Genomic DNA, 21274 nt, shown 5'->3' with positions numbered 1-21274 from the left:
TTAGTTTTTTTGATTTAAAGTTAGGTTTCAAAAATCTTAATTTTATTTAAAAAATGACGATTTAACTTACTTTTGACTGATAGTTTAAAATTGCAATGAAAAGGTATCCGTTTTGGAACGAAATTTCAAATAGATTAGCTTAAATTTGCAGCCAAAATAAACGGAAACCGACTTGAAAATTTTTCATTCTATAAACGAATTTCATTCTAACAAAAAAACCATACTTACCTTGGGGACTTTTGACGGAGTACATATTGGTCATGCAGCCATTCTGAAAAAATTGACTCAGAATACTGCTGACGGAAAATTTGAAAGTGCCGTGCTTACCTTTTTTCCGCATCCCAGAATGGTATTACAAGGGAAATCTGATTTGAAATTACTCAATACCATCAATGAAAAAATTGATTTATTAGAAAAAATCGGAATTGAAAACTTAATTATTCACCCTTTTGACGCCAACTTTTCTCAACTAAGTGCTGAAGAATTTGTAAAAACTGTTTTGGTGGATCAATTACATATTCAAAAAATCATCATTGGCTACGACCACCGCTTTGGAAAAAACCGAACCGCAAATATTAATGACTTAACTGCTTTTGGTTTGAAATATGGTTTTGAAGTAGAACAAATATCCGCTCAAGAAATCAATGACATTTCTATTAGTTCCACTAAAATTAGAACGGCTCTTGAAGACGGCGAAATCAATTTAGCCAACGAATACTTAGGTTATTCTTATTTTTTAAGCGGGACTGTTGTAAAAGGAAAACAATTAGGAAGAACCATCGGTTTCCCAACGGCGAATATTGAATTAGAAGAAGAGTACAAATTAGTACCCAAAAACGGAGTCTATATAGTTGCAGCCGAAATAGATGGAAAATCTGTTTATGGCATGATGAATATTGGATTTAATCCAACTGTTCAAGGAAAAAAAAGGACAATTGAAGTTCACTTTTTTGATTTTGATTCGGATATATACGATCGTCACATCCGAGTGGCTATTTTACAGCGCATCCGTTCAGAAGAAAAATTTGAATCGGTTGAATTTCTCAAAATTCAATTAGGAAAAGACAAAGACTTTTCAATTCAATACATTCAAAATTTATAAAACAAGACCATTCATTTCAATAAGTCAAATTGCTAGTTTGAAACTATTTGATTACTTTTGACACTTAAAATCATACCCATGAGCATTACAAAACACGATTGGACAAAGGAAGAAATCATTGCAATTTACAATAAACCTCTAATGGATTTGCTTTATGAAGCAGCTTCAATTCATCGAGAAAACCACGATCCAAACGTGGTTCAGGTTTCTACCCTATTGTCTATCAAAACCGGTGGTTGTTCTGAAGATTGTGGCTACTGCCCTCAAGCAGCACGTTACAACACTAATGTTGAAGGAAATGATTTGATGACCGTAAACCAAGTAAAAGCTCAGGCTTTGAATGCCAAATCAGCAGGTTCTTCTCGTGTGTGTATGGGAGCAGCTTGGCGTAATGTAAAAGACGGACCGGAATTTGACCAAGTGTTGGAAATGGTGCGTACCATCAATAAATTAGACATGGAAGTGTGTTGTACTTTAGGTATGATTACCGAAAACCAAGCACAACGTTTAGCTGAAGCAGGTTTGTATGCTTACAACCACAATTTAGATACTTCAGAAGATTATTATAAAGAAGTGATTTCGACACGCGGTTTTGAAGACCGTTTGCAAACTATAGAAAATGTTCGTAAAACTAACGTTACTGTTTGTAGCGGAGGAATTATAGGAATGGGAGAAAGTATCGAAGATAGAGCAGGAATGCTTGTGGCACTTTCAACTTTGAACCCACAACCTGAATCAGTGCCGATCAATGCTTTAGTAGCGGTAGACGGTACGCCTTTGGAAGACGAAGAACCAGTTGAAATTTGGGAAATGATTCGAATGGTAGCTACTACTCGAATTGTTATGCCAGATACACAAGTGCGTTTATCTGCAGGAAGAACTAATATGAGTCGCGAAGGTCAAGCGATGTGTTTCTTTGCAGGAGCCAATTCTATTTTTGCAGGAAACAAATTATTGACCACACCCAATCCAGATGTGAATGAGGATATGAAAATGTTTGAAATGTTAGGATTGAAACCACAAAAACCATTTACCAAGATGGTACAACCACAAACCGTTGAAGCGGAAGATTCTCAATATGTTGCCTTAGGCGAAAAACCAAAATGGTCACGTCCAGGACACACTATCGAAAGAAATGTAGAAGCTTCTATAAAAGGAAAATAAAAATTGAACTCAAGTATAATAAAGCTTCCAGCCTGAAAAGACTGGAAGCTTTTTGCTTTTAAAAAACTAATTTATGAGTGACTTGCTCTCCCGTTGCTAAAGTAATTTGAATAATCAAGATTTTCGATTTCCAAAGAGCCGAATCGATTATTTTAGTTTTAGTTTCTAACTTATCTGCTTGAAAGAGCAATTTACCTTCAAGAGAATACACCCGAACTTCTTCAATTAAATCTACAGAAGAACTAATTTGAATTTGGTTATTTCGACACACTACTTTTACCTCTGGAGCGAGTTCTTCAGGAATGGTATTTTGGTTCTCATACCGCAAAACAAAACGATCGTCAAAAGTCCCTTTTGCAGTAGTAAATATATAATCACCTTTCTTTAAATCGACTATTTTAGCTCGTTCTTTATCTTCTAAAAAAATGTTCTGTTTAGCAAATAAGCCATCAAAATCATCTAAACTAATAATAAAATTACCTTCCTGCTTAGCTCGGTAACCCAAAGACACGCTATCCGAAGTATTAAATGGCAAAGCTCTGCCTTGAATTGTATTTTTAACCTCTCCATCCAGACTATAAAAATCCAACCATTCGTTGCCGTCTAAAGCAACTCCATCAAACAAAATATCCTTTTCATTAGTAGCTCCTGTCACATACCCTATTAAAATTTGTTTAAACATTCCTTGTTTGTTGGATAAATTGAGCCAAAATCGATGCTTTTCAATACTAGAAGAAGTGGTTGTTTTTTGAGCTAGACTACTTTTAAAAAATAAATTATTTTGTCCTTTTAAACGCATTTCATTTTTAAAAATAGCATTCCCCCCTTCTGGATTTGCACCTAAAACAAAAAATGCTTGTCCAGCAGCAATCTTGCCATTGGGTTTTTCATTATTTACTCCCATACTTATTGACGAAGTTCCGACGCCTCCCAAAATAGTATAGACGGCATAATCATCCGATGTATATTGGCCGTTGGCAATTGGAGTATTGTGTGTCCAAAAATACAAGCTGCCTTGCAATATACTTTGGTTTTCCAAAATAAACGCATCCGCATCTATGGCCGAAGGATAGGGATTTCCAATTAGATTTGGCGTTGCATTTTTAGCAATCGGAATAGTGATAAAACCATTATTGGGTATCCCAGAAAAAACCGACTCAAAAACCGTTGGTATCGTTTCTGAAAAAGTTTGTGGTGCTTGAAGAATATACCCTTTACCAACCACCATAGCAGCACTATTTGATTCTTTGAGCCAATTATTGGAATTCGCATCAAAAGAATAAAAACGATCCGAAGGGGAATCAGGAGCAAGTACATTTAATTGCTGACCTGCTACTGGCGAAGACCAATACGTATAATCTGATTTCCGAATAGGAGTTGTCTTTCTATTGAACTCAATACTTCCTGTATTCACAACCAAATCATCCGATTGATATAAAGAGGAATTGTTTTCAAAAACTAATTTTCCGGCACCCGAATAATTGGAAACTAATTCTAAAGTAGCTGCATTTTTTACCTTTAGTGTTTTTCCTGAATTGACCACACAGGAACACGCTTTGGTATCAGCCATAATATCAAAATTGGCATTAAAAACAACTGCTTTATCAATTGTTGGCATACCATTACTCCAAGTCAAGCTATCCCAAACCGTTCCGTCTTGGCAAAATAATAATTTGGCGATTCGATGCTTCGAAATTCCCGAGACCGAATTAAAATTCCCTCCAATTATGGCTCCTCCTGGAACCAAACCAAGTGATTTGAGTTCTCCATTGAGTACAATCGGAAAAGAGGTATCATAACTCCCATTGGGTAATAATCGCAGCATTCGCTTTACATTTATACCATTGTATTTACTAGAAAATGAACCTCCAACAAGTATGTTCCCATTGGATTGTAAAAGAATAGAACGTACAATTCCGTTACTAAATCCCGAACCTGAATTGAACGAACTGTCTTGGCTTCCGTCAGAATTGAGACGTAGAATTCGTTTATTGGGTTGCCCATTATAATTAGAAAACGAACCTCCAACAAGAATTTTGTTATCCTTTTGCAAAGTAAAGGCGTAGACTTTTCCATCAAACCCAGTTCCTACAGAAAAACTCGTATCCACAGATCCTTCTGAATTCAATCGAACTAATTTATTTGAAGCAACTCCGTTAAAAGTAGTAAAATCTCCGCCCACTAAAATCTTCCCATCTGGTTGAAGCAATACTAAATTAGGCGTGTTATTTAGGTTTGTATCAATATTGAAACTACTATCCAAATCGCCATTAGAAAGCAACCGAATCACTTTTTTGACAGTCATACCTTTATAAGAAGTAAAACTTCCTGCTGCAATAATTTTACCATCAGGCTGTAATGCGATGGAATAGACCGTGTAATTAAAACCTGTTCCAATATTCAACGAAGTATCTATGGTTCCATTGGAATTCAACCGGACTAAGCGTTTATTTGAAACCCCATTGTATTTCGTAAAATTTCCCGCCACCAAGAATTTCCCGTCGGGTTGAACCAAAACTTCTTTCACTGTATTATCTGCACCAGTTTGATTAAGGTTATAAGAGTTATCTAACTCGCCTTTAGGAGTAAGCTTAACAATATTATTAATTGGTTGTCCGTTAAATTGAGTAAAACTTCCAAAAGTAATGAAGCTCCCATCGGTCAACGGAATAACTTTCTCGACAGCTTTATCAAATCCTACACCAGCAGTCAAATAACCAGAATCCAATTCGCCTGTAATACTGATTTTAGCCAATTTACCTTGTTTCAAATCATCAAAAACAGAAAAAGATCCACCTACAAAAAAGCTGTCACTGGATTCACATAAAGTGTATATCGTAGCCGAAGAAGGTCCTGCTCCAATATCAAAATTAGAATTTATAGTCCCATTGGAATTTAATAACACTAAACGATTAACATCACTCGTTTTATATGTATCACTAAAATTGCCTCCAACAAGAATTCCGGCAGAAGTAATTTGAATAGTGTGTACCACACCATCATTAAACCCTGTTCCAGAAAGAAAGCTTGAGTCAACAGTACCATTAGTGTTTAGGCGAACGATTCGGCTTTGTGAAGTGCCTTTGTAATTCAAAAAGCTACCGCCAACTATAATTTTACCGTCTGGCTGAATAGCAATTGCTTCAACAATATCATCAAATCCAGTTCCTATTGAAAATGTAGTGTCAATGCTTCCACCGGCATTCAAACGAACTAATTTTGAATAATTAGAATTGCCATTGAATGCACTAAACGTTCCCGAAAGCACTATTTTACCATCGGGAGCAATGACCACATCATCAATTGTACTAGTTGCAGCAGTCCCTGTAACAAAACTGGTGTCTAATTCGCCATTTGAATTCAATCTCGCTATTCTGTTTGCGGTAGTGCCATTGTATTTGGTAAAACTTCCTACAACAATCAATTTTCCATCAGATTGCAAAGCCAAGCCATAAACAGTACCACTACTTACGGCGATTGTTGTATCAAAAGAAATATCTCTCGAACCATCAATGTTTAAACGAACCAAACGCCCTGCCGGAATTCCGTTATAGGTTGTGAAAGCTCCTGCTACAATAATTTTGCCGTCAGCTTGAATTACCGAAGCATAAATTTTCCCATTAAAAGCAGCTCCTAGATTAAATCCTGCATCTTTAGACCCATCCGTTTGTAATCGACAAAGGTAAGGGGTTGTGCTCCCATTGTAATTTAGAAATTCGCCACCCACAATGAGTTTTCCATCATTTTGAATAGAAAGGGTTCTAACAGTTCCGTCAAATCCATCGCCTAAAAGACCATCATCGTAGGAATTGAATTTAGGATCGACTTGTACCTCTTGGCTGTAGCCAAAACAGGAAAGAAAAAAGAATAGTACAAAAACTATCCTATTTCTGGATGTAATTGGGATAAAGAATAACATAAAGGGGGCGCTTTAAATTATGATTTTTAAGTACTAATTCAACTAGTAATCACAAACTTAGCCTTAAATAATTGGATTTGAAATACCCACTTTTAGTGATTTTTAATAAAATGAAGGTTTTTTAATTCAAATTAAAGACTTACTTTTCGAGTATAAAAACTACCTCAATGAGCGAAGTCAATTCCGTTAAAGAAGCGATTCATAAAATAGAACATTTCTGTGCCTATCAGGAGCGTTGCCACGACGAAGTGGTACAAAAGTTACGCACCATGAAAATGGATTCGAATGAAATCGACGAGATATTGGCTCATTTAATCCAAGAAAATTATCTTAACGAAAGTCGTTTTGCTTGTAGTTTCGCAAGAGGCAAACACCGCATTAAATTTTGGGGAAAAGTGCGCATCGTAAACGAATTAAAATTTAGAAACATCTCGACCTACAATATCAATTTGGCACTCAAAGAAATTACCGCTGAAGAATACGATACTAATTTTAATGCACTAGCCGAAAGAAATTGGCATTCCATTAAAGAATCAAACGGACTTAAAAAACGTAAAAAATGTTGTGATTTCTTATTACGAAAAGGCTACGAAAATAACTTAGTGTACGAGAAAGTGAAGGAATTAGAAGCTGGAAAAAATTAGTCTATAACAAGCTTAGACTAAAAGAACAACAAAATACTCACTGCATTACCACCAAAACGACCAGTGTTTAATAATATTTTTTGGATGAATTTTATGTTATTTAGTATTTATCTTCAAAAAAATAGATGTTTCATTTTGATTATTTTCCCCTTTTGACACTACAAAACCATTACTTTTTTTAAAATCAAAAATACTTCTAACTAATATTCTATTTGATTTGTAAAAAACATAAATGTTTTCTCCACCACTTTCAGAAATAAACAATCTTGAAACTGGAAACGAACGCTTTGTGTTTAATATTAAATAATTATGACTTGCCGATTGAATACTCCAATTTTTCTGTTTTGCTAGTTCTTTTATTCTTTCAATTAAAAAGTTACCATCTTCGTTAGTTTCGACAGATATAAGTTTTAGTCGATTACGTTGATAAAAAAAACTAATCAAGCATACGATTACAAAAAAGAAACTAATTTTAGTTTGAAAATTATTCAGGTCAAAATCTATTGTTGAGACATTCTGCAAACCATTTGTTATACTAAATATTGATACCAATAATAGTATAATAGAAAATCTATAATGAACTAAAGATTGATGAAAGTCCAATTGAATCCTCTCTTTTTCAATTGATTCATTTATTAAATAAGTTTCCATTTAGATTAGATTTTTATTGTTATTTTATAAGTAAAACAATTTAAAAAAACACTTGAAAATAATACTTCTTGTAAATATAAAAAATTACGATTTATTATAGGAATTCAAATTTGAAGTAATTATATAGACTTATAGAGATTTTGCTTTCAACAAAATACTCACTGCATTTCCTCCAAAACCAACAGCATTCACTAATACTTTTCGAATGGGTTTTGTTGGTGTTTGCGCTTTCGCAAAAGGAACGCCCACAAATTGATTGTGTTGCAGCATTAAAATAGCCAACTCCAAACTCAAAATCCCCGAAGCACCAAAAGTGTGTCCTATTTTCCATTTGTTAGTGGTCAATAAGGGACGGTTGTCTCCAAATACTTTTTCAATAGCTCTATATTCTGTCAAATCACCTTTAATAGTGCCTGGCGCGTGCATTACAATGACATCGACCTCGGACAAATCAGTATTGGCCAAAGCCATTTTCATTGATTTTTGGAAACAATCGGCTTCGGCTGAAATGGAAATATTGTGTTCTAAAATTTCGGTAGCATAGCCAATGCCTTCTATAAAAGCCAACGCATTTTCTTTTTTCCCAATCTCCAAACAACAAACACCCGCGCCCTCACCCAAAATCATCGTGTTTTGCGTTTTATCTAAATCCAAAGCGCGATTGGGGTACTCTTCTTCACTTCTGGAATAAATTTTTAAAGCGCGCATTTGAGCAATCGTAAAATCAGTCAAAGGCGCTTCGCTACCTCCAACTAAGAACTTATCTGCCATTCCTGAACGCAACCAAGCCACACCATTTAAAATCGCGTGTAACGCTGTCGAACAAGTAATAGAATGCGAAATTTCAGGGCCGGAACTTTGTAAATCATGAGCAATCCAAGACGAAATATTCCCTAAAGTAGTCGTAGGCGAAGCCAAAGTTTGTGCCTTGCCTGTTGTGATGTATTCCTGAAAATGTTGTTCAAATAAATCGGTCGCTCCACGAGAGGAACCCACATTAATTCCGAAAATATCATTAGTCGTCCAACCCGCTTTTGCAATGGCTTTGCGCGAAGCCAACATTGCATACAAAACGGAATTATCTAAAAATTTATACTTACTATCGGATTGTCTCAAAGCGTCAATCTCTTCCTTAGAATCAGCATCCAAAGGCGCTACTAAAGTATCTTTATGATCCAAAAAACGAGTTTGAAAACAAGTATTGGGATTTTGATAATTCGTCCAAATCGTATCCGATTCATTCCCTAAAGGAGAAACAGAAGCAATGGCGGTTATGGAGATCGTTTGTGACAAAGGAATATTTTTATGCAAAATTACACTATTTCAAGAGCATTTTCGACCACTTGATAGACTTTTTCCAATTGTTCGTCCGTAATAATATATGGAGGCAAAATGTACACAATATTGCCTACTGGGCGTAAAATAACACCGTTTTCAATAAAGAAATTATAGAGTTTATTACGCAAATTTCCGTAATAACTCGCGGCAGATTCGGTTTTGATTTCCAAAGCAAAAATAACCCCTAAAACACGGGTAGTAACTACTTTTGAATGCGTTTGAATTCGGTTTTGAAAAGCCAAATGATTGGCATTTACACGCGAAATATTGGCTTGCATTTCGGGAGTTTGTAACAATTCCAAACTAGCCAAAGCTGCTGCACAACCTGTTGGATTCGCTGTAAACGTATGTCCGTGAAACAAGGCTTTATTAATATCTTCGTCATAAAATGCCTCAAAAATTTCTTGAGTAAAAGTCGTGATTGCCATCGGAATAGTCCCGCCTGTTAAAGCTTTCGACAAGCACATCATATCGGGTTGTTCTACTAAATAATCGGTGGCAAAAGTTTTACCCGTTTTGCCAAAACCAGTCATTACTTCATCAGCAATCGTCAAAACATTATTGTCTTTACACATTCGGATTAAAGTATCTAATGCAGCAGGTTCATACATGACCATTCCCGCCGCACCTTGCACCAAAGGCTCGTAAATAAATCCCGCACAATTATGCTCTTTTATGGCTTTTGCCAAAGCATCAAAACTCGCTTTTTCTTGTCCAACAACAGGTACAGGAATTCGTACCACATCTATCATCATTGACTGAAAAGCCAAGGTGTAAAAGGAAATACCACTGGCAGCCATAGCCGCAAAAGTGTCGCCATGAAAGGCATTTTCAAAAGCAATTATGGTGGTTTTCTTTTCTCCTTTATTGAAAAAATACTGTAAAGCGACTTTAATTGCCACTTCTACTGCTGTCGAACCGTTATCTGAAAAGAATAATTTCTGTTGGTTTTGGGGTAAAATAGCCATCAATTTTTCAGCCAACACTACAGCGGGTTCATGTGTAAATCCACCAAAAAGTACGTGTTCCAAAGTAGTCAATTGCTTGTAGATTGCCTCAGCAATGTACTTGTTGGAATGCCCGTAGGGATTGACCCACCACGACGCAATAGCATCAATATATTCTTTGCCGTTTTCATCCCACAACAAAGCGCCTTTCCCTTTTGTTATTGCAATAGGGGCCGAGGCTGTTTTGTGCTGCGTGTACGGGTGCCAAAGATATTGACTGTCTTTTTCGGTTAAGCTCATAAATTGATTTATCTATTGAATTTTCAAAAGGTTTTCTCGAAACAAATCGGCGTATTCTACAATTACATTGGTATCGAAATACGGTTCTTCACCTATTCGACCAATACATATCACTCCTGTTCTATTCAAAATAATCTGTTCCGAACTTGTATTTTCTTCGCCAGAAAAAATAATTCCTGCGACTTGTATTTTTCTATTTTGCAAAGCCTCTACTGTCAATAATGTATGATTGATGCTTCCTAAATAATGACGCGAGACCACAATCACTTTATAATCGGGTTGAATAATATCCGCCACAGATTCCGTATCGTTCAGCGGAACCAAAATCCCTCCTGCTCCTTCGATAACCAAATGATTAGTAGTCTGAGGTTCTTTAATTTGGTTCAAATCAATTGTTATACCGTCTTTTGCAGCGGCTAAATGTGGACTTGCAGGTGTTTGCAACGCATAACTATTGGTGTGAAATTGAGACTGCGTATTGGTAATCAAAGATTGTACTTTATGCGTGTCTGAATGGCCCAAATCACCCGCTTGAATAGGTTTCCAATAGTCGGCTTGGAGTGCTTCCACAATTATTGCAGAGGCAACGGTTTTGCCTACATCGGTCGAAATGCCTGTTATAAATAATTTCATATTAACCACGGATAAAACGGATAGAACTGATTATCGCTGATTTTTTAAATTAATTTTTCTGTCGTTTGTATATATCATACGTTTGAATTCAGGTTCGTCACCAAAATTCAACAATAACCCGACTTCAATTTCTGTTGCTTTTAAATAATTCAATGTTTGTGCTACATGAGCATTCATCAGTAATTCAGTTGCTTTTAATTCAACAATAACTTTGTCTTCAACAATTAAATCAGCAAAATACTCCCCAACGAGTTGTTTCCTGAAATACACTTTAATTTGCTTTTGAGCTTCTACTTTAAAACCTTTATCCTTTAATTCGAAATACATTGCATTTTGGTAAACCTTTTCAAGAAAACCAGATCCAAGTTGATTATATACATCAAAGTATATTTTTAAAACTGCGTCTGTAATTCTTTTGTGTAATAATGTAGACATAATGATCTGTGTAAATCTGTAAAATCCGTTTTATCCGTGGCCAAAAACAAAAGTACTCAACAATTGTAACACTTCAGATATATCTTTCTCCGAATTGAAGCTGTGCAAACAAAATCGCAAGCGTTCTTGTCCTTCGGGAACAGTGGGAGATAAAATAGGTTTCACATCAAATCCTTTCCCTTGAAGTTGTTGAGCAATACTTTTGACTCTTTCATTCCCTGGAATTATAACGGATTGAATGGTCGATTTACTACGGACAAAAAGTGGTTTTAAACTCAATCGATTCTTTTCCTGATTGAAATGAGCGATATTATTTTTTAATTGTTGTTGATTGTCAGTCGCTTTTTCTAAGTGCTTATAAGCTGTTACAATAGTCGCCACTGAATGCGGTGAAAGTCCTGTGGTATAAATAAAACTTCGGGCAAAATTGACCAAATAACTTTTCAAGTCCTCACTCCCTAAAATAGCGGCTCCATGACAACCTAATCCTTTACCAAAAGTCATAATTCGGGCAAAAACAATATCTTGTAGTTGTAAGCTTTGTACTAATCCCTCTCCTTTTTCGCCAAATACCCCTAGAGCATGTGCCTCATCTACCACGACATAACTATTGTATTTTTCGGCAAGTCGAACTAATTCTTCCAAATTTGGTGTATCACCATCCATCGAAAAAACCGATTCGGTAACAATATAAATAGTAGTGTCTGGATATCGAATAAGCAATCGTTCCAAATCCTCCAAATCGTTATGTTGGAATTTATACGCTTTTGCATTAGACAATTGGATTCCATCCCGGATCGATGCGTGACACAGTTCATCAAACAAAATCAAATCTCCTTTTTGAGGAACGGCACTAAAAAATCCCACATTGGCATCGTAACCCGAATTGAAAATTAATGCTGCAGGTGATTGATGAAACTGAGTAATTAATCTTTCTGCTTCTTGATAAACAGAATGATTCCCCGAAAGCAATCGAGAACCAGTTGCTCCATTTTGTATTTGGTTATTCGCCACTAAATACTGATGTGTCTCCTCAAAAATAGATTGAGAATTGGAAAAACCCAAATAATCATTCGAGGCAAAATCAATTAAATTAGTTGCTTTAGGCAACTGCCTTAGTGCATTGTTTTGCAAGCGAAGTGCTAATTTATTGGAAAGGATTTCAGGCAACTTTTTCATACATCACAAAAATAAGGGAATTTTTTGGTCTTTTGGTTTTTCGTCGTTTAGAAACTTGATTGCTTTGAAAATCGAAATCGGTTTCGATTTTCGAATTCACTAACATTTGTTAAAAAAAAGTTAAAATCAAACCTTTGGTTAAGGTGTCAACCGAATAGTTTTCTACTTTCGACATCGATGAAAAGAATTGCCACCCTTTTTTTAATCGTAACTTTATTCTACAATATGATAGGTTACTATTTAATGTTTGCGTACCAAGAACAGCAAGCATGGGTAGCGCGTATGGAAAAAACAACCCATACTGATTTTCGTGTTATGCGATTAAATGCTTCTTTATATTCGTTTGCTGATGATACCGAATTTGAAGAAGTAAATGAAGATGTTATCATCAATAACAAAAGCTATCACATCTTTAAAAAACAAGTCAAAGACAATGTTTTGAGCTTATACTACCTTCCTAATAGTAAAGAAAACACTGTGGGTAAAGATTTGAATGATATTGTGGATAGTCAATTATTCAATAGTGGTTCATCAAAAGAATCGCCAGTAAAAAAATTATTAAAATCTTTCATTAAAGATTATGTAGACCAACCTGAAGTTAGCATTCCTGTGCGAACTAAAGCAATTGCTTCTACTGAATTATTTTCTACCAATGGCACTGAATTTACCAATCCAGGCCATCTCTCGTTACCGTATTCCCCTCCAGATTTTATTTAATCTCCTATTCTAAAAACCCTTCGTTTTGAAGATAAAGTATGTATTAGTGCGTTGAACTAATATTCTACTTATGGTTTTGTTTAGCTATCGATTGCATAGTTGGCAAACCCTTATTCATTCAAAATTTATACGCTGTTGTTTAGAAATAGTTCGAATTATCTTATTGATTAAGATACATTCATCCTTTTATTTTATCCTATTACTAATTATTAAATTATTTTTTTGGGCATCCCAAAAAAAAATCAATTAGACCAACCTTACAATCAAGGGTTGATTTAGTGCTTTTTGAATTTCTTTTTAAAGAAGAAATTCAACTAATTTATATCAATATTTAACTAAACAATGAAAAATTATACTTTCTTAAATCGCGTATTTATTTTATTAACAGTAATTCTAACTACTTTTTCTGTCGAAAAAACAAACGCTCAAGGCTGTGTTGCCGTTCGACAAATGGGAGGACTTAGTCTATGTTCAACTAATTCGTATAATTTGCAAAAAGGCGAATTTCAAGTAGGAGCTAACTATCGCTATTTTCATTCATGGAGACACTTTATTGGAACAGAAGAACAACCACAACGCCAAACAACGGGTGGAGGAGTTGATGCCAATGGTAATTCTTTAGGAAACGCAGTAAATATTTACTCTCACGCTGCCGATTTCACAGTTTCGTATGGTGCAACAGACCGACTACAATTGAATGCTACTATTCCGTATGTAAATAACGAAAGATCTCAAGTACTAAACCAAACCAGTCCAACTGCCAAAATATTTAGATATAGCGTATATGCACAGGGGTTTGCTGACGTTAGATTAAGCGCTAACTATTGGATTTTTGACCCTAAAAAAGCAGAAAAAGGAAACATCATGGTGGGTGTAGGTGTTAAACTAAACACTGGTAGCCACAACAAAACGGACGATGCGCCTCAAGCTAATGGAACCATACAAAATGTAGTGATGGATCAAGCAATTCAACCTGGAGATGGAGGTGTAGGATTTTCATTAGAATTTCAAGGATTTCGTAAATTAACTGGAAAACTGTATGGGTTTGCCAATGGGTATTATTTATTCAACCCAAGAGAATCTAACGGAACTTTCAAATCAGCTGCTAAATTAGGCTTGGAAGGATATAATGTTTACGCTTGCCCAGATCAATATTTTGGTAGAGCTGGAATGATGACAACGGTAGACAAAAAAAATAATTTAAGTGTTTCTCTAGCGGGCAGAATTGAAGGTATTCCTGCTTACGACGCCATTGGTGGTCAAGTAGCTTATAGAAGACCTGGGTATGTTATTGCTGTAGAGTCTGGAATTTCATACCGTAAAGGAAAACATGGTATCACATTATTTGTTCCTTATAATTTTGTAAAAAACAGAATTCAAAGTGCTGCTGACATTGCTGATCAAAACATTCAAAATGCACGAATTGCTAATCCAGCAAATTACGTTCATGTTCAAGGAGATGCTGCTTTTGCTGACTACTCAATCAACCTTGGTTACACCTATCGTTTTAGTCTTCACAACACCATGAAAATGAGTGTAACACATTAATAAATAAAAATTATACAACTAAACTATATTCACAAATGAAACAAATTTACTTCTGTTGCCTATTATTAGGTTCTTTATTTGCCAATGCTCAAACCGAAATTGACGGTATTATGATGAGTAAAAAACAACTTTGTACCGGTGCGGTCTATCAATACAGTGCTTGGGACAATTACTGGGAAGGCAGTTTCAAGAGAGACAATCAAAATTTAGGAACTGTTTCAAATAACAATATTAGCGTAAATGCTAACTATGGGGTTTCTGATAAATTGAATGTTATTGTGAGCTTGCCTTATATTACTACCAAAGCTTCTGCAGGTACCTTAAAAGGACAAAATGGATTGCAAGACTTTTCGGCAACGGTAAAATACATGCCTATTGAAAAAACGATTGGAGATGCGACTTATTCTTTATACACTATTGCAGGGATTTCGATTCCAACAACCAACTATGTTGCTGACTATTTACCATTGAGTATTGGATCACAAAGTAGAACAGGTACTTTCCGTTTGATGGGAGACTACCAAAAAGGACATTTTTTCACTACTCTTTCTGGAGCGTATTTAAAACGTGCTAAAATTACAATAGACCGTAATGCTTACTTTACAAACGAAATGATTTATTCTAATGAAGTGGCGATGCCAGATGTTATTAATGTCAATTTCCGAATGGGATATCGTTCTAGTCGTTTGATTGCTGAGGCGATTGTGGACAACCAAGTAACCCAAGGCGGATTTGATATTACACAAAACAATATGCCTTTTCCTAGCAATACTATGAATGCCGTTAAAGTGGGTGTACATACCAAATATACCTTCCCTAAAAAAGAAGCGCTTTCTCTTGTGGGTGGATTCAATCGTGTATTGGACGGCCGCAACGTAGGGCAAACCAATGCCGTTTATGCAGGACTTTTTTATATCATCAACTTCAATAAAAAATAAAATGAAAAATATAGTTGCAACTTTTTTAAGCCTTATCTCATTAGCCATACTTTCTTCTTGCAGTAATGATATTTACGATCGTTCTGAAAGTTATCCAATGCTAATTCCATCAAATAATGATAATCTCGCAGGTACTTGGAGACCTATTTTACTTAGCGCTCCAGACGAATTCAGCTTAGACGCTCCTGTAGCAACAACTAATGCTTCTTTTACGCGAGAATTAAACGAAATTAAAAGCTACCAAGCCAATATCACTGATGAACAAAAAGCCATCATTAAATACTGGAGTGCAGGAAGTGTTTTGCGTTGGAACGAAATTATGCGTACGTTAGTGGCTAAACACAATCGTCCGCCGTATCAAAATGCAGATGGAACGTATCCTACACCTTCATCTGCCAATCCATTTGCCAATCCAGAATTTCCATTTTCTAATCCTCCTTATGCAGCGCGTGCGTACGCTTATGTGAGTGCGGCACAATACGATGCTTTGGTAGCTACTTGGCATTATAAAAGATTGTACAATAGAGTCGCTCCTTATGTAGCAGACAATACTTTGAACGTATTGGTTCCAAAAAATGGAATGCCTTCGTATCCATCAGAAGATGGTGTATTAGCTGGTGTTACAGTTGAATTATTGAAATTATTGTTCCCTACAGAAATTGCCTATATTGATGGCAAAGCCGAAGAAGAAAAATTATACCGAATCATTAGTGGTGCCAATGTGCGCAGTGACGTAGATGCCGGAATCATTTTAGGTCGAAAAATTGCAGCTAAATACATTACTAGAGCTGCGGGTGACGGAATGGGAGCTGCGGGTGGAAATCAAACCATTTGGACACAACTACAAACACAAACAAGTGCTACTGGAGAAACCCCTTGGTTATCTTTAGATTTGCCTATTAGACCGCCTATGTTGCCTCTATTTGGAAGTGTTCGTTCGTTCTTAATGTCGTCTTCTGATGTATTAGCAAGTCGCCCAGTTCCACCCCCATCAACAAAATCAACACAATTTGCTAATGAAGTAGCAGAAGTGAAAAATTTTAGCAAAAATGCTACTAGAAAAGAAATGGAAATTGTAAGCTTTTGGGCTGACGGAGTAGGAACTTATACTCCACCGGGGCATTGGAATGCTATAGCAGCTGATGCTTTTGTACCACAAAATTACAGTGAAGTACGTTGGGCAAGAAATTTGGCGCTATTGAACCTTTCTTTGATGGATGCGGCTATTAGTTGTTGGGATGCCAAATACTACTACTTTAATCCAAGACCATCACAAGTAGATCCTTCGATTAAAACACTGACAGGAATTCCAAATTTTCCAGCCTATGTTTCAGGACACTCTACTTTTAGTGGAGCAGCAGCCACCGTATTATCTCATATAATTCCTGCAAAAACAGAAGAATTCAAAGCGTTGGCAAAAGATGCATCTAACTCTCGTTTGTTTGGAGCCATTCATTATAGAAGTGATTGTGAAAAAGGATTGTTATTAGGAGAAACTGTTGGAGGATTTGCCGTTGCAAGAGCTCGAGTTGACGGAGCTGAATAAATTAAGTACCAATACTAAATCAAGAATATTATGACAAATATTTTCAACACTTTTTACTTTTCATTCAGTGAAAAAATAGAAAAATACAGCATTGTAATTATGCGTATTGCTTTGGCGATTGTTTACATTTGGTTTGGAGGTTTAAAAATAATTGGGCTAAGTCCTGCGGGAGATTTAGTAGAACATACCGTTTTTTGGTTCCAGCCCCAAATATTTATTCCTGTACTTGGAATCTGTGAAGTAACAATTGGATTGGGGCTATTAATAAAACGATTTGTCCCAATAACCATTTTGTTGTTGTTATTGCACATGATTGCTACCCTATTTCCGCTTTTTATATTAACTGATGCCTGTTTTGATACTTTTCCATATCGACCAACTTTAGTAGGCCAATACATTATCAAAAACCTGGTTTTAGTAGCAGGAGCCTTGGTCATTGCAGGAAAACACAATAAAAATTATTGTACTCAAAAATAGCACTAATTAAAAACAAAAAAGCCTAACAAATGTTAGGCTTTTTTTATACAATCCAATTCGTATTAGTCAGCTAATAGAATTACTTTATTGTCTTTCATTTCGATTGTTCCAGACTCAACTGATAAAGTATACAATTGGTCATTCACTTTCGTTAATTTAGATGCTGCTTCTTTAGAAAGATTAAAACTTGGTGCTGCAATTTTAACAGTCCCCTTTTTAAGCAAAGAAACAATCGGCGCGTGATTATTCAAGATTTGAAAATCTCCATCGACACCTGGTAGGTATAATGAAGTAATCTCTCCTGAAAATAATTTTGCTTCTGGTGATACTATTTCTAAAATCATTTTTTTTTAGTTAATAGTTGATAGTTGATAGTTGATGGCTGAAAATGTAACAACCAATAACCGTCAACCAACAACCAAATTACGCTTCTGCCAACATTTTCTCTCCAGCTTCGATAGCTTGCTCAATTGTTCCTTTAAGGTTGAAAGCAGCTTCTGGCAAGTGATCTAATTCACCATCAATAATCATGTTAAATCCTTTGATAGTATCTTTAATGTCAACTAATACCCCTGGAATTCCTGTAAATTGCTCAGCAACGTGGAATGGTTGAGATAAGAAACGTTGAACACGACGCGCTCTAGATACGGCTAATTTATCTTCTTCAGATAATTCCTCCATACCAAGGATTGCGATGATATCTTGTAATTGTTTGTATTTTTGAAGAATTTCTTTTACTCTTTGTGCGCAATCATAATGCTCATCACCTAAAATTTGTGGAGTTAAAATTCTTGAAGTAGAATCCAATGGGTCAACCGCTGGATAAATACCTAACTCAGCAATTTTACGAGACAATACAGTAGTTGCATCTAAGTGAGCAAATGTAGTTGCTGGTGCCGGGTCAGTTAAGTCATCCGCAGGAACGTAAACCGCTTGTACAGAAGTAATAGATCCTTTATTTGTAGATGTGATACGCTCTTGCATAGCTCCCATTTCAGTTGCTAATGTTGGTTGGTATCCTACCGCAGATGGCATACGACCTAAAAGTGCTGATACCTCAGAACCTGCTTGTGTAAAACGGAAGATATTATCCACGAAGAACAATACGTCTTTACCTTGATCAGATCCAGCTCCATCACGGAAATATTCAGCGATAGATAATCCAGAAAGTGCTACACGAGCACGAGCTCCTGGTGGCTCATTCATTTGTCCGAAAACGAAAGTAGCTTTTGACTCTCTCATTCCTGGCATATCTACTTTAGACAAATCCCATCCTCCATTTTCCATAGAGTGCATGAAATCTTCTCCGTATTTGATAATTCCTGACTCTAACATCTCACGAAGCAAGTCATTCCCTTCACGTGTTCTTTCACCTACTCCTGCGAATACTGAAAGTCCACCGTGACCTTTTGCAATATTGTTGATCAACTCTTGAATCAATACTGTTTTACCTACTCCAGCACCACCAAACAATCCAATTTTTCCTCCTTTTGCATAAGGCTCAATCAAATCGATTACTTTGATTCCTGTAAATAAAACTTCAGAAGAAGTTGATAAATCTTCGAATTTTGGAGCTGATCTATGGATAGACAAACCATTTTCTCCTGTTTTAGGCAAGTTTCCTAAACCGTCAATTGCATCTCCAATTACGTTGAATAAACGTCCGTAAACGTCTGGACCAATTGGCATTTGGATTGGATTTCCTGTACCTACTACTTCATAACCTCTACTCAAACCATCTGTTGAGTCCATCGAAATGGTACGAACGGTATTTTCACCAATGTGTGATTGTACTTCTAGAACCAAGATAGTTCCATCTTTTCTTGTGATTTCTAACGAATCATAAATTTTTGGAAGTTCAACATCTTTACCGTTGAAAACAACATCAACTACTGGACCAATGATTTGGGCAACTTTTCCTATTACTTTAGACATTACTTATGTATTTATTAAATAGCTATTTAGGTTTATGAAATTGACTTAATCGAAAGCTCTCGATTAAATACTTTTTACAGAGTGCAAAGATAATTTTTAAAATATAAAATCAATAATTTTTTTTAAAAAAATCAGGATAAATTTAGTTGTAAATAAAAAACCACCACATAAAAATGTGATGGCTTGTTATTTAAATATGAATAGTTTATTTCAACTATAAACTTGAAGGATATAAAATTCTATATTTCCCTAAATCAACTTTCTTCAAAGTAGAAGAATATTTAGCATTAATGGCATCAATAAATGCATTGGCGATTAAAGCATACCCTCTTGGACTTGGATGAACTCCGTCAAGTGAGAAAGAACCACCTGTAACATATATTGAATTCATTGTGAAGTTATTACTTACTATTCCTGTAGTTGACAATTTATCCATAATTGCTTTAGCATCTACAAAAGCCAATCCTTTTGAATCAGCAATTGCTCTAATACTTGCATTGTAGGCATCAGTTGCAATTTTAATTTCGGCTGCTTCAGATGGAATTAAAACATGTGCGTCTTGCAATGGGAAAGTTATACCAAATTTATTTAATGGAGACGGCGGAGCCATTCCTAATCCCGAGTTGGTTGCAGTTGGAGCTGCTCCAATAACAGACTGTGTTGGCAACAACACTAAATCCGTTGCTTTAGCTTGACGTGCTTGACCATACACTGCACCGTAAAAAGCAGCGTTTTGAGCACCCAATGTAGGTGTTAAAACTGCTGTTAATTGTACGGATAAATTAGTTATTGATTCGTCCTTAATTAATAAAGGATTAGAAGCAGTTGTAGACAATAAATTAATTCTATCTCCCGCACCTAAATAGGTTAATGCCGATTTTAAAGGGCCATACAATTGCGTGTTCAAAGCTGAAATTGTAGCTTGTCCTACTGCCGTATTACCAGAACCTAATACTGAAACACTCAGTGGATTGTAAGGAACTGTTGTAAAATATGGTAGAGTAGAAACATATGGTAAGTTTGCCACAACACCTTTAGCGCCATTAGCCGTTAAATTTGTAATTAAAGCATTATACACATACGCAAAAACGCCCGGATCTGTAATATCGTTTGAACCATACGTTGCTGCATTATTATTTCCTGTTTGGTTTACACCAACACCTCCAGATGTTGCATACCCTAACACATCATTACCACCAATCCATAAAGAAAAGAAAGTTGGAGACTGTGCCAATGCATCTGCTAAAACCGTAGTAGTTGCAGAAGTTGAAAAACGAGCAAAATAAGGGTTAGCCAATCCTCCAGCTACTCCAGCTACGTTCCCGTAACCAGCAGCAACTAAATGATAACTTTTAGCTCCAGGAACTCCTAAATTATTAAATGGACCTGTAACTTTTGTACTTACTTCTGTAGTTGGAGCGCCAGAAACCGATACTGGAGCCGACCCGTTAAAATACAAACGTTGCGCTGCAATTACATTTCCTCCAAGAAGTAATCCTCCAATATTATCCGAAGTAAAAGGAATTTTAAAATCCCCTCCACCAGCGGCTGCAAATTGTTGTGACAAAATATTTGGATATGATCCTTCTTGACCTGTTTTAAAAAGCGCTCCATCACTATATCCTGCCGCAAAAGAATCTCCTAAAGCAACATATTTAGTAAAATTTGCCGAACCTGCAACAACAGGTTCTTCTACAACTGTAGTATCATCATTATTAGTACACGCTACAAAGGTCAACGAAACCAATACTAGCCACTTGAAATTTTTTATCATGATTGTATTTTTTTAATTAGTAACCAA

General features: G+C 35.9%; 18 protein-coding genes. 8 read left to right on the top strand and 10 right to left on the bottom strand.

Going from position 1 to position 21274, the window contains the following annotated elements; genetic code table 11:
- Nucleotides 1-172 precede the first annotated feature (172 nt).
- Together RMR09_RS03365 and bioB are read left to right on the top strand one after the other, a co-directional pair.
- Nucleotides 173-1102, top strand: coding sequence for a bifunctional riboflavin kinase/FAD synthetase (locus RMR09_RS03365; RefSeq protein ID WP_310594409.1), 930 nt, complete (start codon nucleotides 173-175; stop codon nucleotides 1100-1102).
- A gap of 78 nt (nucleotides 1103-1180) precedes the next feature.
- Complete coding sequence (bioB, locus tag RMR09_RS03360) at nucleotides 1181-2266, top strand: biotin synthase BioB (RefSeq protein WP_310594408.1); 1086 nt, start codon at nucleotides 1181-1183, stop codon at nucleotides 2264-2266.
- Nucleotides 2267-2324: 58 nt separating this feature from the next.
- Here bioB and RMR09_RS03355 read toward each other — a convergent pair whose 3' ends face one another.
- On the bottom strand, nucleotides 2325-6185 hold the full coding sequence (locus RMR09_RS03355) for a calcium-binding protein (RefSeq protein WP_310594407.1): 3861 nt from the start codon (nucleotides 6183-6185) through the stop codon (nucleotides 2325-2327).
- Nucleotides 6186-6352: 167 nt separating this feature from the next.
- Here RMR09_RS03355 and RMR09_RS03350 point away from each other — a divergent pair, with 167 nt between their 5' ends.
- Complete coding sequence (locus RMR09_RS03350) at nucleotides 6353-6829, top strand: regulatory protein RecX (protein WP_310594406.1); 477 nt, start codon at nucleotides 6353-6355, stop codon at nucleotides 6827-6829.
- Between the two features lie 96 nt (nucleotides 6830-6925).
- On the opposite strand, the gene RMR09_RS03345 is transcribed toward RMR09_RS03350, so the two are convergent.
- The 6 genes from RMR09_RS03345 to RMR09_RS03320 form a co-directional block, all read right to left on the bottom strand.
- Nucleotides 6926-7480, bottom strand: coding sequence for a hypothetical protein (locus tag RMR09_RS03345; RefSeq protein ID WP_310594405.1), 555 nt, complete (start codon nucleotides 7478-7480; stop codon nucleotides 6926-6928).
- A gap of 129 nt (nucleotides 7481-7609) precedes the next feature.
- Entirely contained in the window at nucleotides 7610-8773 is a 1164-nt protein-coding gene (locus tag RMR09_RS03340) for a beta-ketoacyl synthase N-terminal-like domain-containing protein (protein WP_310594404.1), read from the bottom strand.
- A gap of 20 nt (nucleotides 8774-8793) precedes the next feature.
- A complete protein-coding gene (gene bioA / locus RMR09_RS03335) occupies nucleotides 8794-10065 on the bottom strand; it encodes an adenosylmethionine--8-amino-7-oxononanoate transaminase (RefSeq protein WP_310594403.1) in 1272 nt (423 codons plus the stop codon).
- 12 nt (nucleotides 10066-10077) lie between these two features.
- Complete coding sequence (bioD, locus tag RMR09_RS03330) at nucleotides 10078-10698, bottom strand: dethiobiotin synthase (protein ID WP_310594402.1); 621 nt, start codon at nucleotides 10696-10698, stop codon at nucleotides 10078-10080.
- A 30-nt stretch (nucleotides 10699-10728) separates the two neighbouring features.
- Entirely contained in the window at nucleotides 10729-11133 is a 405-nt protein-coding gene (locus RMR09_RS03325; RefSeq protein WP_310594401.1) for a GxxExxY protein, read from the bottom strand.
- 30 nt (nucleotides 11134-11163) lie between these two features.
- On the bottom strand, nucleotides 11164-12312 hold the full coding sequence (locus RMR09_RS03320; RefSeq protein WP_310594400.1) for an 8-amino-7-oxononanoate synthase: 1149 nt from the start codon (nucleotides 12310-12312) through the stop codon (nucleotides 11164-11166).
- 177 nt (nucleotides 12313-12489) lie between these two features.
- Between RMR09_RS03320 and RMR09_RS03315 the strand changes: the two genes are divergently transcribed.
- From RMR09_RS03315 to RMR09_RS03295, 5 genes are all read left to right on the top strand, one after another.
- The gene (locus tag RMR09_RS03315; protein WP_310594399.1) at nucleotides 12490-13029 is read left to right on the top strand and encodes a hypothetical protein; all 540 of its coding nucleotides are present in this window, start codon (nucleotides 12490-12492) and stop codon (nucleotides 13027-13029) included.
- 342 nt (nucleotides 13030-13371) lie between these two features.
- Nucleotides 13372-14577 carry a hypothetical protein gene (locus RMR09_RS03310; protein WP_310594398.1) on the top strand — a complete coding sequence of 402 codons (1206 nt, stop codon included), beginning with the start codon at nucleotides 13372-13374 and terminating at the stop codon, nucleotides 14575-14577.
- 35 nt (nucleotides 14578-14612) lie between these two features.
- Nucleotides 14613-15515, top strand: coding sequence for a hypothetical protein (locus tag RMR09_RS03305; protein ID WP_310594397.1), 903 nt, complete (start codon nucleotides 14613-14615; stop codon nucleotides 15513-15515).
- A gap of 1 nt (nucleotide 15516) precedes the next feature.
- The gene (locus RMR09_RS03300) at nucleotides 15517-17061 is read left to right on the top strand and encodes a phosphatase PAP2 family protein (protein ID WP_310594396.1); all 1545 of its coding nucleotides are present in this window, start codon (nucleotides 15517-15519) and stop codon (nucleotides 17059-17061) included.
- A 30-nt stretch (nucleotides 17062-17091) separates the two neighbouring features.
- Nucleotides 17092-17538: a DUF417 family protein gene (locus RMR09_RS03295; protein WP_310594395.1), complete on the top strand. Its 447-nt coding sequence runs from the start codon at nucleotides 17092-17094 to the stop codon at nucleotides 17536-17538.
- A 62-nt stretch (nucleotides 17539-17600) separates the two neighbouring features.
- On the opposite strand, the gene RMR09_RS03290 is transcribed toward RMR09_RS03295, so the two are convergent.
- The 3 genes from RMR09_RS03290 to RMR09_RS03280 all read right to left on the bottom strand — a co-directional run bounded on the left by RMR09_RS03290 (nucleotide 17601) and on the right by RMR09_RS03280 (nucleotide 21247).
- A complete protein-coding gene (locus RMR09_RS03290) occupies nucleotides 17601-17882 on the bottom strand; it encodes a F0F1 ATP synthase subunit epsilon (protein ID WP_310594394.1) in 282 nt (93 codons plus the stop codon).
- A 79-nt stretch (nucleotides 17883-17961) separates the two neighbouring features.
- The gene (atpD, locus tag RMR09_RS03285; protein WP_310594393.1) at nucleotides 17962-19473 is read right to left on the bottom strand and encodes a F0F1 ATP synthase subunit beta; all 1512 of its coding nucleotides are present in this window, start codon (nucleotides 19471-19473) and stop codon (nucleotides 17962-17964) included.
- Between the two features lie 214 nt (nucleotides 19474-19687).
- Entirely contained in the window at nucleotides 19688-21247 is a 1560-nt protein-coding gene (locus RMR09_RS03280; RefSeq protein ID WP_310594392.1) for a G-D-S-L family lipolytic protein, read from the bottom strand.
- Nucleotides 21248-21274: the final 27 nt, after the last annotated feature.

This window comes from Flavobacterium sp. (assembly GCF_031537875.1).
Lineage (GTDB): Bacteria > Bacteroidota > Bacteroidia > Flavobacteriales > Flavobacteriaceae > Flavobacterium.
This window is presented reverse-complemented; position numbering and strand designations above follow the sequence as displayed.

Coding starts and splice junctions, on each gene's coding strand:
- RMR09_RS03300 (WP_310594396.1), top strand. CDS start 15,517: ATGAAAAATATAGTTGCAACTTTTTTAAGCCTTATCTCATTAGCCATA.
- RMR09_RS03305 (WP_310594397.1), top strand. CDS start 14,613: ATGAAACAAATTTACTTCTGTTGCCTATTATTAGGTTCTTTATTTGCC.
- RMR09_RS03280 (WP_310594392.1), bottom strand. CDS start 21,247: ATGATAAAAAATTTCAAGTGGCTAGTATTGGTTTCGTTGACCTTTGTA.
- RMR09_RS03295 (WP_310594395.1), top strand. CDS start 17,092: ATGACAAATATTTTCAACACTTTTTACTTTTCATTCAGTGAAAAAATA.
- bioB (WP_310594408.1), top strand. CDS start 1,181: ATGAGCATTACAAAACACGATTGGACAAAGGAAGAAATCATTGCAATT.
- RMR09_RS03320 (WP_310594400.1), bottom strand. CDS start 12,312: ATGAAAAAGTTGCCTGAAATCCTTTCCAATAAATTAGCACTTCGCTTG.
- RMR09_RS03290 (WP_310594394.1), bottom strand. CDS start 17,882: ATGATTTTAGAAATAGTATCACCAGAAGCAAAATTATTTTCAGGAGAG.
- RMR09_RS03310 (WP_310594398.1), top strand. CDS start 13,372: ATGAAAAATTATACTTTCTTAAATCGCGTATTTATTTTATTAACAGTA.
- atpD (WP_310594393.1), bottom strand. CDS start 19,473: ATGTCTAAAGTAATAGGAAAAGTTGCCCAAATCATTGGTCCAGTAGTT.
- bioD (WP_310594402.1), bottom strand. CDS start 10,698: ATGAAATTATTTATAACAGGCATTTCGACCGATGTAGGCAAAACCGTT.
- bioA (WP_310594403.1), bottom strand. CDS start 10,065: ATGAGCTTAACCGAAAAAGACAGTCAATATCTTTGGCACCCGTACACG.
- RMR09_RS03345 (WP_310594405.1), bottom strand. CDS start 7,480: ATGGAAACTTATTTAATAAATGAATCAATTGAAAAAGAGAGGATTCAA.
- RMR09_RS03325 (WP_310594401.1), bottom strand. CDS start 11,133: ATGTCTACATTATTACACAAAAGAATTACAGACGCAGTTTTAAAAATA.
- RMR09_RS03355 (WP_310594407.1), bottom strand. CDS start 6,185: ATGTTATTCTTTATCCCAATTACATCCAGAAATAGGATAGTTTTTGTA.
- RMR09_RS03315 (WP_310594399.1), top strand. CDS start 12,490: ATGAAAAGAATTGCCACCCTTTTTTTAATCGTAACTTTATTCTACAAT.
- RMR09_RS03350 (WP_310594406.1), top strand. CDS start 6,353: ATGAGCGAAGTCAATTCCGTTAAAGAAGCGATTCATAAAATAGAACAT.